Annotated in this window: 15 protein-coding genes; 6 read left to right on the top strand and 9 right to left on the bottom strand. The window is 38.7% G+C overall.

Going from position 1 to position 15,723, the window contains the following annotated elements:
• Window positions 1-505: 505 nt before the first annotated feature.
• Window positions 506-1,411 (bottom strand): dihydrodipicolinate synthase family protein, encoded by a 906-nt coding sequence (locus tag PX700_RS12305; RefSeq protein WP_479520857.1) that lies wholly within the window; start codon window positions 1,409-1,411, stop codon window positions 506-508.
• A gap of 10 nt (window positions 1,412-1,421) precedes the next feature.
• The gene (locus tag PX700_RS12300) at window positions 1,422-2,198 is read right to left on the bottom strand and encodes an aldolase (protein ID WP_415638238.1); all 777 of its coding nucleotides are present in this window, start codon (window positions 2,196-2,198) and stop codon (window positions 1,422-1,424) included.
• A gap of 109 nt (window positions 2,199-2,307) precedes the next feature.
• On the opposite strand from PX700_RS12300, the gene pdxR reads away from it, so the two are divergent.
• Genes pdxR through PX700_RS12285 form a run of 3 tightly spaced genes read left to right on the top strand, consistent with a single transcriptional unit; the run spans window position 2,308 to window position 4,176 of the window.
• Window positions 2,308-3,768: a MocR-like pyridoxine biosynthesis transcription factor PdxR gene (pdxR, locus tag PX700_RS12295; RefSeq protein WP_479520856.1), complete on the top strand. Its 1,461-nt coding sequence runs from the start codon at window positions 2,308-2,310 to the stop codon at window positions 3,766-3,768.
• Window positions 3,769-3,793: 25 nt separating this feature from the next.
• On the top strand, window positions 3,794-4,021 hold the full coding sequence (locus PX700_RS12290) for a hypothetical protein (RefSeq protein ID WP_479520855.1): 228 nt from the start codon (window positions 3,794-3,796) through the stop codon (window positions 4,019-4,021).
• Window positions 4,022-4,032: 11 nt separating this feature from the next.
• Window positions 4,033-4,176, top strand: a complete 144-nt coding sequence (locus PX700_RS12285) for a hypothetical protein (RefSeq protein WP_479520854.1) — start codon at window positions 4,033-4,035, stop codon at window positions 4,174-4,176.
• A 24-nt stretch (window positions 4,177-4,200) separates the two neighbouring features.
• On the opposite strand, the gene PX700_RS12280 is transcribed toward PX700_RS12285, so the two are convergent.
• Complete coding sequence (locus PX700_RS12280) at window positions 4,201-4,890, bottom strand: DUF1826 domain-containing protein (protein WP_479520853.1); 690 nt, start codon at window positions 4,888-4,890, stop codon at window positions 4,201-4,203.
• Window positions 4,890-6,089 carry a zinc metallochaperone GTPase ZigA gene (gene zigA / locus PX700_RS12275; protein ID WP_479520852.1) on the bottom strand — a complete coding sequence of 400 codons (1,200 nt, stop codon included), beginning with the start codon at window positions 6,087-6,089 and terminating at the stop codon, window positions 4,890-4,892. Before zigA ends, PX700_RS12280 begins: the two co-directional genes overlap by 1 nt.
• A 234-nt stretch (window positions 6,090-6,323) precedes the next feature.
• Here zigA and PX700_RS12270 point away from each other — a divergent pair, with 234 nt between their 5' ends.
• On the top strand, window positions 6,324-8,459 hold the full coding sequence (locus PX700_RS12270) for a TonB-dependent siderophore receptor (protein ID WP_479520851.1): 2,136 nt from the start codon (window positions 6,324-6,326) through the stop codon (window positions 8,457-8,459).
• A gap of 35 nt (window positions 8,460-8,494) precedes the next feature.
• On the opposite strand, the gene PX700_RS12265 is transcribed toward PX700_RS12270, so the two are convergent.
• From PX700_RS12265 to PX700_RS12245, 5 genes are all read right to left on the bottom strand, one after another.
• Window positions 8,495-9,589, bottom strand: a complete 1,095-nt coding sequence (locus PX700_RS12265; protein ID WP_479520850.1) for a mechanosensitive ion channel family protein — start codon at window positions 9,587-9,589, stop codon at window positions 8,495-8,497.
• A gap of 95 nt (window positions 9,590-9,684) precedes the next feature.
• The gene (locus tag PX700_RS12260) at window positions 9,685-10,086 is read right to left on the bottom strand and encodes a DUF6691 family protein (protein ID WP_479520849.1); all 402 of its coding nucleotides are present in this window, start codon (window positions 10,084-10,086) and stop codon (window positions 9,685-9,687) included.
• A 3-nt stretch (window positions 10,087-10,089) separates the two neighbouring features.
• Window positions 10,090-10,503 carry a YeeE/YedE family protein gene (locus PX700_RS12255; protein ID WP_415638247.1) on the bottom strand — a complete coding sequence of 138 codons (414 nt, stop codon included), beginning with the start codon at window positions 10,501-10,503 and terminating at the stop codon, window positions 10,090-10,092.
• Between the two features lie 3 nt (window positions 10,504-10,506).
• Complete coding sequence (locus PX700_RS12250; protein WP_479520848.1) at window positions 10,507-11,766, bottom strand: OmpP1/FadL family transporter; 1,260 nt, start codon at window positions 11,764-11,766, stop codon at window positions 10,507-10,509.
• Between the two features lie 553 nt (window positions 11,767-12,319).
• Window positions 12,320-13,744: a sugar porter family MFS transporter gene (locus PX700_RS12245; RefSeq protein ID WP_479520847.1), complete on the bottom strand. Its 1,425-nt coding sequence runs from the start codon at window positions 13,742-13,744 to the stop codon at window positions 12,320-12,322.
• 372 nt (window positions 13,745-14,116) lie between these two features.
• Between PX700_RS12245 and kwaA the strand changes: the two genes are divergently transcribed.
• Window positions 14,117-14,704 (top strand): anti-phage protein KwaA, encoded by a 588-nt coding sequence (kwaA, locus tag PX700_RS12240; RefSeq protein WP_415638250.1) that lies wholly within the window; start codon window positions 14,117-14,119, stop codon window positions 14,702-14,704.
• Window positions 14,701-15,675, top strand: a complete 975-nt coding sequence (kwaB, locus tag PX700_RS12235; RefSeq protein ID WP_479520846.1) for an anti-phage protein KwaB — start codon at window positions 14,701-14,703, stop codon at window positions 15,673-15,675. Before kwaA ends, kwaB begins: the two co-directional genes overlap by 4 nt.
• Window positions 15,676-15,723: the final 48 nt, after the last annotated feature.

The following is a 15,723-nucleotide window of genomic DNA, read 5'->3' as shown; positions in this document are numbered from 1 at the left end:
GATCTAAATTTTACGCCGAAAAAATAATTCAGTTCTAGGCGTAAATTGATGTAAATGGGTTCCCTTTACGAAATTTACAACAAAGAAATGGGTTGTTTTAGCAAGTAAAATAGATCAGCTATTTGTTGGAATTGGTATAAGTTTTATACTTACTTTTAAACCGTACTAGTGTCAGCTCAATCAGCTGTGATTAGTGCGGTTTAATAAAAACTTTAAGCCCAAAATAATTTTATACCTACTCTTTGCATACCTTTCCCAGCTACCTTTTATTTATATAATCCTACATATACAAAAACATTGGTTTGAGCGGTGGCTTAACTAATACCAGTCTGCTTATATATGGGGTCTATTTACTGTTAAGAAAATTACGCTAGAACTAGGCAAAAGTTTTTATATCTAGTTGTTCTCGGCAATTGCTCCCTGCATTGCTCTACCTCCTGCATCCATGCAGTCGTAAATAAAAACTTTTAACGACGTTATAGTGCAATTTAATTCGTTAAATTGATCAAAGATTTATGCAGGTTGGTATAAGGCTATCTAAATTTAATAACATATCCTTAAGTTTTGCTTGTTCTTGCATAGATAGAGGTAAAAGTGGCTTTCTAGGATCACCAACGTCAATCCCTTGCAGTGAAATGCCTGATTTAACGGCTGCAGCCAAACCCGATTTAACAATAAACTCTAAAAAGTCGTACTGTTGATAAAATAACTCTTTTGCTTTTTTGCTATTACCACTTTGAACAGCTTCAAATAGTTGCTTAGGTTTATCGCCAATTAAGCATGGGGCGGCAGTGCACCAACCAATGGCGCCAGCGTTTAGGGCCTCAAGAGCCATATGATTACAGCCATTAAAAAATGGTACCGCGCCATTGGAAAGCTTATAAATTTTGTGCATACGTTGTATGTCGCCAGTACTTTCTTTAATCATGACTGCATTTTTTATGTTGTTGACCATGTTCAGCATAAATTGAGGTGACATATCAACTCCACACGTCGCAGGGTTGTTATATATCATAATAGGAAGAGGAGTCGCGTCGGATACACTTTGATAATGTGCATAAATCTCATCTTCATTCAATTTATAATAAGAAAATGGCGAAAGCATGATCACATCAGCACCAATGCTGTGCGCATACGTCGCGCGTTTTAATGCTTGCTCAGTGGTTAATTCTGCAATTCCAATAACAACGGGTACTCTACCTGCTACATATTTAACTGTGTAACTGGCAACATTTTCCCATTCGGTTTGGCTCAAATAAGCGGCTTCGCCTGCACTGCCTAAAGCGGCTATAGCATCTACTTTAGCAATAAGTAATGTGTCTATAACAATTTTTAATTTTTCAAAATCAACACCTTGGCCGTTATTGTGAAAAGGGGTTATTGGATAACCTATAATTCCTGATATCTTCATTTTATGCGCCTTAAATACAGTTAGTATGATTTTTTAATGCCTGTCTTGCGTAGTACGCAAAATTGACTTTATTTCGTTTGTCGGTAGAAACCCAGTCGTGAGCTTCTTGAGCTAGTTTGTGAGGAAGCGGCTTAATTTCACCTGCAGCCATTGCGAGTAATTGCAATTTAGCGGCTCGTTCAATCAATATTGCAAGGTTGCACGCCTCTTCAATATTTTTGCCAATAACAAGCTGCCCGTGATGTGCAAGAAACACAGCACGGTTTTTACCCAGTGCTTTTGAAATAAGCATTCCTTCTTCGTTACCAACCGGTACGCCAGGCCAGTCAGCCACAAAAGAACAATCGTTATACAACCCACATGTATCCATTTGAGATATGATCAAAGGGACTTCTAGCATCGATAACGCAGCAATATGTGTTGGATGTGTATGAATAATGCAGTTTACTTCTGGGTGCTCTTTATAAATCCATGTATGAAAACGGTTCGCAGGATTAGCCATTCCTTCTCCATCCAAAGGTTTTAGATCTTGGTCTACTTCAATTAGATTCTTAGCACTTACTTCGTCAAAACCTAATCCAAATCGTTGTGTTAAAAAGGTATTATTTTTCTCTGTACGGCTAGTAATTTGCCCCGCTAACCCAGAGTCGTGGCCTTTATCAAATAAAATTCGGCATGTTAGCGCCAGTTTTTCGCGATCTGTTAAGTTGCTATCTTGAATGAGTGTTTGCATGTCTTGCTGCGCATTTTGCATCAAGGCTTCTTTAGTTGTATTTAGTGTTTCCATGTGGGTTATTCTCTTTTTATATTTTGACAATGGCAGTAAGATAGCGATAATCTGGATTAAAAATAAGAGCCAGAAATGTAAAGTTAAGGGGTCCAGTTATGAGGTGTTTATGTTAAGACCTTGGGATATTCAGTTCACTTTTGAGGATAGCTGCGGTAAAACGCTCCATTCGAAACTATTGAACCATATAACAAAGGACATACAAACTGGGCGTTTAACGCCAGGAAGTATGTTGCCTGGTTCTCGCTCATTGGCTAATCAGTTAGGTATTAATCGAAAAACAGTGCAACAAGTATACGAAGAACTTGAGGTTCAAGGCTGGTTGAAAAGCAAACTGAGGCGCGGTACGTTCGTATCTGAAACACTACCAGAGCAAAGTTTGTCAGCTGCAAATACCAGTTTGATCAGCAGTACAATAAAAACGAAGCCATCATCTAAGTTGGTCGAAAATTTATATCTTGATGCTTTGGCGTTAGCAGATTGTGTATCAATCACAAATGATGGCACACCAGATGCTCGTTTAATTCCATATGAGTTATTGGCGCGTACCTACCGGCGAGTATGCGTTAATTTAAGTCGTCATTCTAAGCTAGGTTACGGCGACCCTCGCGGCGCTATTGAACTTCGTAACTCAATTCAAAAAATGCTCTCCAGCGATCGATTCATGAACTGCTCAGAACAAGAAATATGTATTGTGAGGGGTAGTCAAATGGGCATCTATTTAGCATCTAGGGTATTAGACTCCAAAAAAGGAGTCATTATTATGGAAGATTTATGTTACTTACCTGCAAAAGCCGCGTTTGAATCAAATGGCTTTAAAGTCGTTAAATGTAAATTAGATGACCAAGGACTTGATATATCACATTTGCGCGAAATACTCGAAAATCATAGTGTATCGGGTGTTTATGTTACTCCTCATCATCAATATCCTACAACGGTATGCTTGCCTATGCACAGAAGGCTAGCTTTGTTGGAGTTATCTAAAACACATCAATTTTCTATCATTGAGGATGATTACGATCATGAATTTCACTACGAGGCGAGTCCAATCCCGCCATTAGCGAGCCTTCCTAATTCTGAAAATGTAGTGCATATTGGCTCTATGTCTAAAGTGTTTGCGCCTGGACTTAGGCTTGGATACATCGTATCGGATATTCAGTTTATTGAACGTGCGGCACAAGAAATAGTACTTATTGATAGGCAAGGCAACACAATAACTGAACATGTAATATCTGACTTAATGGAATCAGGTGAAGTAAAACGCCACATAAGAAAAGTAAGGCGTGAATATAAACAAAGAAGAGACTTTACGGCACAAGAGTTTACTCGAGTATTTGGTGAAAAAATCTCTTTTATACTGCCCACTGGAGGTTTAGCTATTTGGGTTGATATTTCTAAACTAGTTGAGGGGAGAGAACTTTCTGACTTTAAAAATAACGATTCGACGTTAAGTACGTTTTTTACTATCGATCAAGAGTCACCGACTCACATACGTTTTGGCTATGGCGCTATTAGTATGAATGAGATAGCTGAATCGATTAAAAAATTATCGCAGCTACTAATAAAATAACGCTTTTATTGAAAACATTAAGTCGTTGTTTTCACCCATTGTAAGCTCTGACGATGTGCAGTTTATAGTTGAGTACAGTAGCACTTTGCTTGAATGTATTAACGTGGGTGATTTACGTTTATCGTTTGATTATAGTGCCCAGCAGCTATTTGTAAGTGTGTCTGATAGTGGTATAGGCATAGCAAAAGATCAGCAATCATTATTACTTAGTGAGTTTACACAAGCTGATATCAGTCGTTTGACCTTATTTTAATGGATTGCCAAATGCCAATTGTTGCCATTCCTACAAACGCTTACGAAGACGATAAACAGCGCTGTTTAAGTGTCGGCATGGATGACTTTGTATCAAAGCTTGTTAATACACAAGGCCTGAATAGCATTATTAGTAAAGTGATTAACGTTGGTTAAAGGCCAACGTCAATTATTTATATATTAAATAAAATCTAGGGTTAGTAATAAGCGTTGCTCGTTTGCAGCTACCGGTGGTGAGCGGTGCACTAAACCTGCACCTTCGTTGTCATCCCAGTACTCTCCTTTAAGCAGGGCAACATCACCTTCAGTTAGCTGGTTAATATTATTTAAGCTTTTAAATAAGCCAGACTCTTCATCTGGTTTACCTAAATTACCGGCACCGAGTTTTGAGCGGTTTACATCGCTGTGATTTAACCACTGCGTAGCAACGCCTTGGTAGGTTGTAACTAATCGGCACGGAATTTTGTCTACATGAAAGCGCGGACACATGGGTTTATCTAGCACTTTTAGTCTTAAACCTGCGCGCTTTAAATCAAACAGGCAGCAAAACATTTCAACAAGTAAAGCAATGTCTTCACAAAGTGTATTAACCTCATCACGGTTATTATCTTCTGGCTTTAGTACCTTTATTAACTGATCAAAAGCGTCATCGGGCGATACAGCAAGTTCTAATGGTTTTAACGCGCTGGTGGCAATGAGTGTATTAACAGCTTTTGTTAGTTTTTCGGCTGCGCTTCTTTGCCAAATAACAATGTTGGTATCTTCGTTATAAATTTGTGGCAAAACACTGGCATCACTATCTTTTGCCGCTCTTCGGTGGAGTTCTTCAGCTGGTTTTATTTGCGCTGTTAACGGGGCTAAGGCGTTCATTATTCTTCCTCCCAAATAGGAAATGGGTCGTTATAGGTTCTCCAAAAGTCCTTACCTTTAAGTACGGCGTCTTCTGATAATAAGCAGTCATCAAGCGCTTTAATCATCGCTTGTTGATTCAAAGACTGACCAATAAACACCAGCTCTTGACGCATATCGCCAAAGGGTTCTACCCATTTATTATTTATGTCAGCAAGCAATTCGGGCTCTGTAGGCCACTCTTTTTGAGGGATGGCTTTAAAAAACATACCAGCAAATCCGTAGTGAGCAATACCGCCTGCTTGGCTCCATTGTCCGCAAAATAAAGGCCGAGTAGCCAGCCAAAAGTAACCTTTTGAGCGAATAAGCTTGCCATATTGTTCGGTACTGTGAAGAAAGTTATAAAACTTTTCAGGATCAAATGGGCGGCGCGCCGTATAGTTAAAGCTGCTAATACCATACTCTTCGGTCTCGGGAATATGTTCACCGCGCATTTCTTTAAGCCAGCCTGGAGCTTGTTGGGCTCGCTCAAAATTAAACAGGCCGGTGTTTAGCACTTCATTAATATTAATATTGCCGTTTGATATAGGAATAATTTTAGCTTGAGTATTAAGCGTATTTAAAATGGCAGTAAGTCGATTTAATTCATCGTTTGTAATTAAATCAGTTTTACTAATTAAAATAACATCGGCAAATTCAACCTGATCAACAAGTAGGTCAGCGACGCTTCGCTCGTCGTCTTCTCCTAACGATTCGCCAGTATCTTGTAAATCGTTTGCTTGTTCGTAATCGTTTAGAAAGTTAACCGCATCAACTACCGTTACCATCGTATCAAGGGTGGCAACATCACCAAGTGAAATACCGTTTTCATCGGCAAAGGTAAATGTTTCGGCAACCGGGAGGGGCTCAGATATACCCGTTGATTCAATGACGAGGTAATCAAAGCGGCCCTCTTTTGCAAGTTTGCCAACTTCAACAAGTAAGTCCTCTCGTAGAGTGCAGCAAATACAACCATTACTCATTTCAACGAGCTTTTCATCGCTGTGACTGAGCGATACACCACTTTTAATTGTGGCGGCATCGATATTTATATCGCTCATATCATTAACTATAACGGCGACTTTTTTACCTTGCCTGTTATTAAGGATATGGCTGAGCACGGTTGTTTTACCAGCGCCTAAAAAACCAGATAATACTGTGACGGGCAGTTTATTTATCATTTTAGAGTCTTGCTAAATTACATTTGTCGGTATGTTATATTATATCAATTTTATATTCTAGTAACGCTAGCCATTTTATTAACCTCTATATAGACGAGAATAAAATAACTCATTGTTTTAAATGCTATTCGTTCTAAAACTTAGGAGGTTTTCGCAGAGCACCTTCATTGATTGTGCAAATAATAAGAGTTATCATTTTTGTTGTTATCTTCTTGCATTCTTCTAGGGACTTTCATGTTTAACCGAACTAATTTGGCGCTGAGTATTGCCGCGTCTTTATCTGCTTTTCCTCATTTGGCACTTGCCGAGCATAATAAAGACATTGAAACAATAGAAGTAACCGGCCGTGCTCAGCAATTTTATCTTGAAACCGAAAGTAAAATTGGAACTAAAACTAATTTAGATCTTATTAAGCTACCTCAATCTGCACAGGTATTAACAGAGCAGCTTATAATTGACCAAGCAGCGCGCGACATTACCGACTTATATCGCTCAATAGCGGGTGTAAGTGAGTACAGTTACTCAGGCGTAACGTTTCGTGGCTTTAGAGATGACGCTAACGTATTTTACGATGGCGTGCGCGGCGACCCATATTCGGGCTTTGGTGTACCGCAGTTATTTAATGTATCGCGCGTAGAAGTATTAAAAGGCCCTGCATCTGCCTTATATGGTGGTGGTGAACCTGGCGGAATGATTAACTACGTCACTAAAAAGCCAAGTTACACGCAAAGCAAAGAGTTAAAATTAACACTTGGCAATTACAGCACGCGTGGTGCATCGCTTGATATGACCGGCGGTTTAAGCGACACAATGGCCTATAGATTAGGTGGTTTTTATGAAGAGCAAGACAGCTTTCGTAACAATGCAGATTCAAAAAACACCGAGCTAACAGGTGGATTGCTATTTGATTTAAGTGATTCAACAACCTTAACCACAAGTGTTGACTACATTAAACAAGACCTAGGCGGAAACCGCTTACGTGGTGTACCGGTAGATGACAACGGTAATTTTTTAGTTGACCCAAGTTATAATGCGAACGAAGCGAGTGACTATCAAAATATGGAAGCGTTGGTGCTTCAAGCCGAGATAAGTCATTACTTCAGTGATGATTTTTCTGTAAGTAGCACATTGCGTTATATGGATAACGAGCGCGACCAAGCCTACCATGAGTCGCAAAGTTGGGTAGATGTAAACGGCGATGGCGTTGCCAATATTGATGACGAAACTATTAAACGCGAATACCGTAAACAATATCGCGCAAACAAAGAAACAAGCTTAACTACCGACTTTGTTTATAGTTTTGAACATGGCCGATTAGCACACCAAGTATTATTTGGCGGTGATTATCACACCGTAGATACCGAATACGATTATCTGCGAGCGCGTTATGAAGCCGATGGCGTTACTAATTTAAACATATTTGACTTAAATTACGGCGAAACCGACCCAAGCACTTATAACCTAACCGACATGAACCGCGATGGTGTAGATACAGACCGCTTTGGAATATACGCACAAGACGTAATAAGCATAGGCGAGCAATGGACAATTATTGCAGGCCTGCGTTACGACCACTTTAAAGAGTTTAACCAAGAAACTGGCTTTAGTTACTCAGATAACGGCGTGACTCCACGTGTTGCTGTGACCTATCAACCTGTTGAAAATACGTCGGTATATATTAACTACTCAGAGAGCTTCAACCCAACATCATCGGCCGATCAAGAAGATGTAGAAAGTGAAGGTAACTTAGAGCCAGAAACAGGTAAACAAACCGAAATTGGTATGAAAAACCAATGGCTTGACGGCAAAATAATGAGCACCTTTGCTATATACCAAATTAATAAAGAAAACGTAGTAATGAGCAACCCCGACGACACTGGTGCAGGGGATGGGATTGCTGCGCTTTTAAATATAGGTGAGGTAGAAAGTCGCGGGTTTGAAACAACGCTCGTAGGCGATTTAACCGAGCATTGGACGGTAACTGCAAACTACGCTTACAACGATACAAAAGTAGTTAAAGGAGTAACGGGCGATACGCTTTCAAATACATTTGGCGATGGCTCGCGCTTTGCTAATGCACCACGTCACCAAGCAGGTTTGTGGACTCGTTATGCTATTGATTCAATTGACTCATCAATTGCATTTGGTGCAAATTATGTAAGTGAACAACTTAGTACAAGTGGTCAAAAAGTTAAACCATTTACTGTATTTGATATGAGCTGGACGAGTCGCTTTGACGATGTGTTATTAAGCGTAAATATTAATAACTTATTTGATAAAGAATATGCAGTGAGTGGCTTTAGCGAACGAAATGGCCACTTTCCGGGGAGCCCGCGTGAAATTGTTGGGCAAATAACCTACAAGTTTTAATACTTATTTAGCGCGAGAGTCACTCGCGCTTTGTTTTAGGTATCGCCTTGCACCTTTTTATCGCTATTAAATTTAGCCGCTTCTTGTGTGGTGTTAATAGCCGTAATAGGGAAGGGGATTACGATACCTTCTTTTTTATAGCGTTTATGTAGGGCTTTAATAAACGCCGATTTAACCCAAAAGCGATTAAAGTATTCTTTAGCTCTAAGCATTACCGTAAAGTTAATGCTTGATCTATCAAAGGTATGAAAAACCACAAAGGTATTGTAATCATCAACGCCCCATTCGTGAGAAATAAGTATTTCACGAGCTACTTCAAGTGTTACTTGCTCAACAAACTCTAAATCTGAATCGTAATGCACACTTATATCAACAGGCACGCTTAGCTCTTTTTCAGGGTAAAAGTAATTAATAATACGTGATTTAGATAATTGGCTATTAGGTATAATAATCATATTATTAGGTAGCATTCTAACCCATGTAGATCGCCAGCCTATATGATCAACAAAGCCTTGTTCTTTTGATTCAAGCTCAATAAAATCACCCACCCTTATCGGTTTATCTATGACTAGCTGTACGCCAGAAAAAAAGTTTTCAAGGGTAGGTTGCAAAGCAAGGGCAACAGCCAGTGATGTTATACCTAACGAGGCAATAATAGGCGTAATAGAAATACCTAACGTGCCCATTAACACCAGTAATCCTACTGACGATAATGTAACGCGTATCACGCCTTTAATTATGCTTTTTGAATTAAAAACCACGGCAGATTGTTCACCATAGTAATTAATAGTGCCAATAATAAAGCGGTCTAAAAACATAATAAGTGCAAGCAGCGCTAATACAATATTAATGCTATTAAAGGGGATCTGTTGAGAAATAGAAGTACTAATAATGAAGGTGTCGTGCTCTAAAATGGTGAGTAGCACAATAATTGTGCACAGTGTTAGCGGCTTAGATATTGACTCTATTAATAAAGTATCGAATATAAACGTGGTTTTTGAAGTCCATTTTTTCAGCCAGTACATTACAAAAAAACGAATTAAAAACAGTAGTATAGCTATAAGTAAAAGGGAGGATGCTGCGCTTAACCAAGGTGTGCTGTTAGAAAATTCCAGCGCTTTATCTAGCATAACTTTAACCTGTTCAATATAGTTTTATATATTGCAGCAAGTTATGTACCTTTGTTTGGAAAAAGTAGCTGCCGATTTTTAGTCGGCAGCAAATATTATACTTTTTTGGCTAACCACATACCGCCTAGTACGGCTGCAAAAAATAATAAAAAATCCATTTTAAGAGACACTAATTGAACCAAGCCCGGGCCTGGGCATATACCACTTAAACCCCAGCCTAAACCAAAAAGTACTGAGCCAATAATTAAGCGCGAATCAACTTTTTTTAAATCACTTAAATTAAACGTTCCTGAAAGAAGTGGCTTCTCTTTTTTTGCAACCCATAACCATGTAAGCATCATTATTAGCATGGCAACAGCCATCACTATAATTAAGCTTGCGTCCCATTGGTTCCCGTAGGTAAGAAAGTTAATTACTTTAGCGGGGTTTGTCATCCCACTAATAATAAGCCCTAAGCCAAATATAAAGCCTATAAAAACCATCATAATTGCTTTCATTATTTATCCTACAAGGTTTGCTGTAATAAAGGCGACGAGCATAAATGTACACGTTGCAACCCAAGAGCGAGTAGAAAAACGCGACATACCACACACGCCATGGCCACTAGTGCACCCATTAGCTAAAGTTGTGCCTGCGCCAACTAAAAGCCCTGCAACAACAATAAGCCAAGGCGGCAACTGTAATTCGCCTTCTAATAAAGAAGGGGCAAATACTCTTACAGCTACACCTGCCAACAACAATCCTAAAATAAAGTATAACTGCCAACGCGAGCCCGAATTTGCTTTAGCAAATACAGATTTAACAATGCCCGATATGCCTGCAATTTTTCCGTATAAAACCAGTAATAACGTACACGCTATACCAATTAATGCACCGCCTATTGCAGCCGATACGGGGGTGAATTCTGTTACCATTTTTTAAATTTCCCAAACAATAGAAACACCTAAACCGGTTTGTTTCATTTCGATTGATATTTGTTGATTAGGCGCTAAGTAGTTAGCACCCGTTACTTTTTTAGCTGGCGAATAAAAAGCCATAGCGTTTAATTGTACCTTGTTGGTAAAAGAATGGCTAAAGCCCGTAGTAAAATGCCACTCTTGAACGCCCGGCGCTAAAATATTTAATATAACTTGTGACGAAGGAATAGGTTGCTCGGTGTAAGACACCCCAAAACGAATTTTTTGTTGCGATGTACGCTGCCACTGATAACCAAGCTTATAAATAGTCATATCGTTCCAGCCAAATCCCGCACCTGCGTTAGCTCCTAAAGGCGCTGACATCAAGTTATCGACTGGGTTTGAAATACTTTTTACTTCGCTGTAATTTATTTTTTGCCAATCAAATACTACCTGATTACTAGGTGTAAGCTTATAAGCTGCACCAATTTGAAACGAACTTGGCAGATCAAATCCGCCTTGCTCTGCAAACAAACCTTTATAGCTATCAAACTCTTGCATAGACACTGATGAGCGGTAACTTGCCCCCCAGCTTAATGACGAATTTATATCTTGGCTAATACCTAGTTGAATGCCCAGGCCTGTGCTTGTATCGGTGCCATTATTTGTAAGCGCTTCTGGTGACTGCGAAAAAGGAGCAAAGTTTCCAAGCCCTTGCGCTTCAAATTGTTGCACCACGTAAATAGGGGATACACCAAGGCGTGTTTGTTCATTCAACTTATAGCTTACTATTGGGCTAATAAAGAGCTGCTTTAAATCAACGCCTGCCGTACCACCATAAAAGGTTCCTTCAGGAGCGGACTCTGCGCCGTACTCAGAATTCATACCGCCATTGCCATACACTAATAAGCCAATATTTACTTTTTCATTTAATTGGTGGCCAATAGCAAATTCTGGAATTGCGAATACGGAGTTGTCGCTTTTTTGTGTTTTTGCTTCAAGATAAAAAGCGTCAGGGTAAAAAGTATCTACTTTCGATGCAGTGTATTTTCGCTCAGGTGAAAAAATTTCTAAGCCAAGAGATAGCTGTGTTCCGTTTGGCAAAAAAGTAGCAGGATTATTAGCGCCAGACATTAACTCTTCTGACAGTGCTACACCTGCGCCAGCCATGCCTTTATGGGTCATGCCGTAGCCGTGAGTAAAATAACCATTAGTAGCAAATGCACTGAACGAACCTAAAGCACACGTTAAAGCTAAGCCTGATATTAACTGTTTTTTCATTTTAGTAGACACATAAAGTTGGAATGGGCGGACAATAGCTAATTATTGATATTCTAAAAAGGAATATAAATAGATTAGTTATAACAAAAGGTAATAGAGCAATGGCTATAAATTAAAATAAATGAACAAAGATTGCTATTTAACCTTTAGGTTATTTAAACAGGGAGTCCATATAAGACCCTAGATAACGCTGCTTTATACAAAGGCAAAGCGGCGACTAGGGTCTGTTGATCTTTCAAGGTTGAATTTGCAGCAGTCTGTTTGGTATTTAGGCAAGGCAGAGCCTATGTAGTGTGGTTATTCCCCATAAATGGGCGATAACGTAGCATTAATGCCAAACAGGCGCTGCCCAAAGGGTTCTTCCTAGGGGCTATTTACTCTTTGTTGCTCGGTTTTTACTTATTCTTACATGGATGTAAGCCAGTAGAATAACGCAGGAGCAGTTATCGAGCCCACTAGGTTACAAACCTCGCGCCGCGATTAAATAGCCCCTAGTTTGAACAAATTTTAATCCGCAAAGAGCAACAGACCCTAGTATCACCGCTTTTAACAATCACATAGATTCGAGCGTTTTACCGCGCGTTTCTTTAATGTATTTAACAACAAAAAAGATGCTTATAAGTGCCGATAACGCATAAAAGCCATAAGCACCGGCAAGGCCTATATTGGCAAGCATAATAGGGAAGGTCATGGTGATTGCAAAGTTAGCAATCCACTGCGCACTGGCAGCAACAGCAAGCGCTGCACCACGAATACGGTTATTAAACATTTCGCCTAATAACACCCATACAATAGGGCCCCAACTTAAACCAAAAAATACCACAAATAAATTAGCCATAATAAGTGCAAACGTACCCATGTTATCGCTAAGTGCAAGTTTGCCTGCTTCATTAAGGCCTGCGCTGCCAAATATATAAGTAAGTGCGCTTAAACTAATAAACATACCAATACTGCCCACTAGCAACAGTGGTTTACGGCCAATTTTGTCAACTAATGCAATGGCAATAAAGGTCGATACAATATTTGTAGTGCCCGCTAATACATTTATAAATAACGATTGCGACTCATCAAACCCAGCTGCTTGCCAAAGCTCAGAGCCGTAATAAAACACTACGTTAATCCCTACAAATTGCTGAAATACACTCAGCGCCACACCTACCCAAACAATAGGGTGTACTTTTTTACTGCCATCAATAAATAAATCGCGAATACTTGGTTTTGTATCGCTATGCAAGGAGCGTTTAACATCGCTTATTTGCGCATCAGCATTATCGTTCGATATTTTACTAAATACCGCTTTTGCATCATCTACTTTACCTTGCGCCACTAAATAACGAGGCGACTCCGGAATAAACAACACACCGACTAAAAACAGTACAGCAGGCACAAGCTCAGCCCAAAACATCCAGCGCCAAGCGGCTATATCAAGCATTAAAATATTTTGCGCACTACCTGCTGCATCAGCTATTAAATAGTTACTTAAAAACGCAGCAAACAAGCCCAGTACAATAGCGAGTTGTTGTAATGTCGCCAAACGACCACGAAGGGCTGGTGGCGCAACTTCAGCAATGTAAGCAGGCGCTAATACCGATGCAGCACCAATCCCTAAACCACCAAATAAACGATAAAAAATAAACTCCGCAGAGCTTTCGCTAATGCCTGAACCAAACGCACTAATGGCAAAAATAATCGCAGTGATAATCATAATTGCACGGCGGCCAAACTTATCAGCCAGCGGCCCTGCAGCAAGTGCACCTAAGGCACAACCAAGTAGCACAGACGCTACGTTAAAGCCCGTAGCCACATTGCTTGAGTTAAACGCATTACCCAGCGCCGACACCGTGCCGTTAATAACGCCCGAATCAAAACCAAATAAAAAGCCACCAATAGCAGCCACGGCCGATATAAATATTACGTAAAAAAGAGAGGTGTTTTCAGCTGTGTTGGCTGAGTGGGAAGGCGGTGTGTGCGTTGTCATTATATGCCCTGAAATCTAAATTAAATATAAAGGAGCATATTATCGTAAAGCGCTATGGCTGAATATGTTTTTGCAGGTATAACTATTTAGCGGGTATAAATTAAGCAAACGTTTTTTTAAATAACAAAGGCTGAATTTCAATAAATAATATGCTTTGTATAGGAAGTGCCTGTTTTTCCAATATCATTGTTCTCACCCTTTTGGTGTGTTTTTGCAATTACATAAATTGATTTTAAGTTAAGTAATGGTTTACATGTGGTTGCTTGGTGGTTAATGTAAATATATTGAATATAGGGACATTATCGGTTTATAAAACGACAAATGTTGTAGATTAGGTTGTTAGAGTAACAGTAATCAAGCATGGATGAACATATGAAGTTTGGTGAAATTTGGGACAAATTCGAATTATACATAATGTCACTTTGGTTCCTGTTTTTTTTAATCATTGTGATAACAGTAGATATTCCAATGTGCTTTGGAGATAGCTGCCAATTCATTGGATTTTGGGAGGTGATTAAAAAGAACACAGTTCCTGTTGTTTCTTTGCTGTTGGTTTTATTCGGGGTTATTTTTTATTTTCGCTTTAATTATAGGGTTTCGGGTAGTAAGAAATTACCCGTTGAAATTATAGATATTGAAGACCTAAATTACGAGCACCTTACATTTCTAACTACTTATATAATTCCTTTAATCTGTTTTAACCTGACAAGTACAAGGTATTTGATAGCTTTAGCCTTTTTATTAATTGTCATAGGTATTATTTATGTAAAAACAGATAAGTTTTATGCCAATCCGACTCTTGCCGTTTTAGGTTTTAGACTATACAAAGTGACGGTCAGAACAAGAACTGGCATAAAAGAAAATATTGTTGTAATTACAAAAGATAGGTTAAGTGAACTTGATCAATTAAAAACATTAGATTTAGATAACAAAGTATATTTTGCGAGGAAAGTCGAATGACTATTGAAAACTTAAAGGAAGAAATTTCATCGGTTATAACAGCGAAAGGATGTTCTGCTGAATTTTTCTTTCTTTTAGATAGCGATGAAGACATGTGTGTTAAATCTGTTGATATTAATGAAGAAGATCAGACAAAATTAGCAGAGATGTTTACGGAGTCATTGAGTAATAATATTCTTCTAAATGATGATCTTTCATTGATTCCAATATCAAGTGCAGACGATAGAAAAAATGCCTTATACGAATATGATTTAGATGATATTCCTGATGAACTGTCGAATTTGAAAAAAATAATTGAAAGTGAAAAGTTTGATACTTTTTCATTTAGTGATGACTCATTAAAACAACTTGAAGGTGTGCTTATTTTAATTGGTAACCAAGACGTACAACTTGCCATCTATAAACACCACTACCCAATAACATTATTACAAAAAGATAGCGGCTTTAGTCTTACAAAAATGCGAGGCTCAAATAGATTTCAGAAACTAGATCAAGATATTCTTAAAATTGATCCCAAGTTTCAATTTATCAAATTGAATGGTAAATATTATATCCTCGACATTAAGGCATTAGAGAGATTTTTCGGCTTCCATGATGCCATTAAAAACATCGCGACTCAGGGAGTAGCAAATATTAAATCATCTGATTTAGTAATGGATTGTGGTGTATTTGAATCACGACTGGATGATATAACCTTTTCAAGAAAGCTAGTTAAAGCGGCCAGCCAATCACCTGTCTTATCAGTAATACCTAATCTTGAAATTTTATCTTTTACAAACACTCACCCTGCGTTAAAAGGTAAGTTTAAATATAGTACTGATGGTTCTCAGTTTGACTTGAAAACTAAAAAATCTCAAAACTTATTTCTTAAACTATTGAACGACGATTTCTTACAATCTGAATTAACTAAGAAATATTATGAGAGTGTGGCAAAGGACAATATTGAAGAAGTTGCTGAAAACGCGGCTTAATGGTTGTTAGCTCATCAACGCTAAATCATTACTAGCATTAAAGTATTT

The organism is Pseudoalteromonas sp. TP27, assembly GCF_056470645.1.
Note: the sequence above shows the minus strand (reverse complement) of the source record. Positions and strands in the feature narration are given on the sequence as shown.

What these genes read in the sequence shown, in the direction of transcription:
- PX700_RS12255 (WP_415638247.1), bottom strand. Translation starts at nt 10,503, where the DNA reads ATGGTAACAGAATTCACCCCCGTATCGGCTGCAATAGGCGGTGCATTA.
- PX700_RS12250 (WP_479520848.1), bottom strand. Translation starts at nt 11,766, where the DNA reads ATGAAAAAACAGTTAATATCAGGCTTAGCTTTAACGTGTGCTTTAGGT.
- kwaA (WP_415638250.1), top strand. Translation starts at nt 14,117, where the DNA reads ATGAAGTTTGGTGAAATTTGGGACAAATTCGAATTATACATAATGTCA.
- PX700_RS12280 (WP_479520853.1), bottom strand. Translation starts at nt 4,890, where the DNA reads ATGAACGCCTTAGCCCCGTTAACAGCGCAAATAAAACCAGCTGAAGAA.
- zigA (WP_479520852.1), bottom strand. Translation starts at nt 6,089, where the DNA reads ATGATAAATAAACTGCCCGTCACAGTATTATCTGGTTTTTTAGGCGCT.
- PX700_RS12270 (WP_479520851.1), top strand. Translation starts at nt 6,324, where the DNA reads ATGTTTAACCGAACTAATTTGGCGCTGAGTATTGCCGCGTCTTTATCT.
- PX700_RS12245 (WP_479520847.1), bottom strand. Translation starts at nt 13,744, where the DNA reads ATGACAACGCACACACCGCCTTCCCACTCAGCCAACACAGCTGAAAAC.
- PX700_RS12300 (WP_415638238.1), bottom strand. Translation starts at nt 2,198, where the DNA reads ATGGAAACACTAAATACAACTAAAGAAGCCTTGATGCAAAATGCGCAG.
- PX700_RS12260 (WP_479520849.1), bottom strand. Translation starts at nt 10,086, where the DNA reads ATGAAAGCAATTATGATGGTTTTTATAGGCTTTATATTTGGCTTAGGG.
- kwaB (WP_479520846.1), top strand. Translation starts at nt 14,701, where the DNA reads ATGACTATTGAAAACTTAAAGGAAGAAATTTCATCGGTTATAACAGCG.
- PX700_RS12285 (WP_479520854.1), top strand. Translation starts at nt 4,033, where the DNA reads ATGCCAATTGTTGCCATTCCTACAAACGCTTACGAAGACGATAAACAG.
- pdxR (WP_479520856.1), top strand. Translation starts at nt 2,308, where the DNA reads ATGTTAAGACCTTGGGATATTCAGTTCACTTTTGAGGATAGCTGCGGT.
- PX700_RS12265 (WP_479520850.1), bottom strand. Translation starts at nt 9,589, where the DNA reads ATGCTAGATAAAGCGCTGGAATTTTCTAACAGCACACCTTGGTTAAGC.
- PX700_RS12305 (WP_479520857.1), bottom strand. Translation starts at nt 1,411, where the DNA reads ATGAAGATATCAGGAATTATAGGTTATCCAATAACCCCTTTTCACAAT.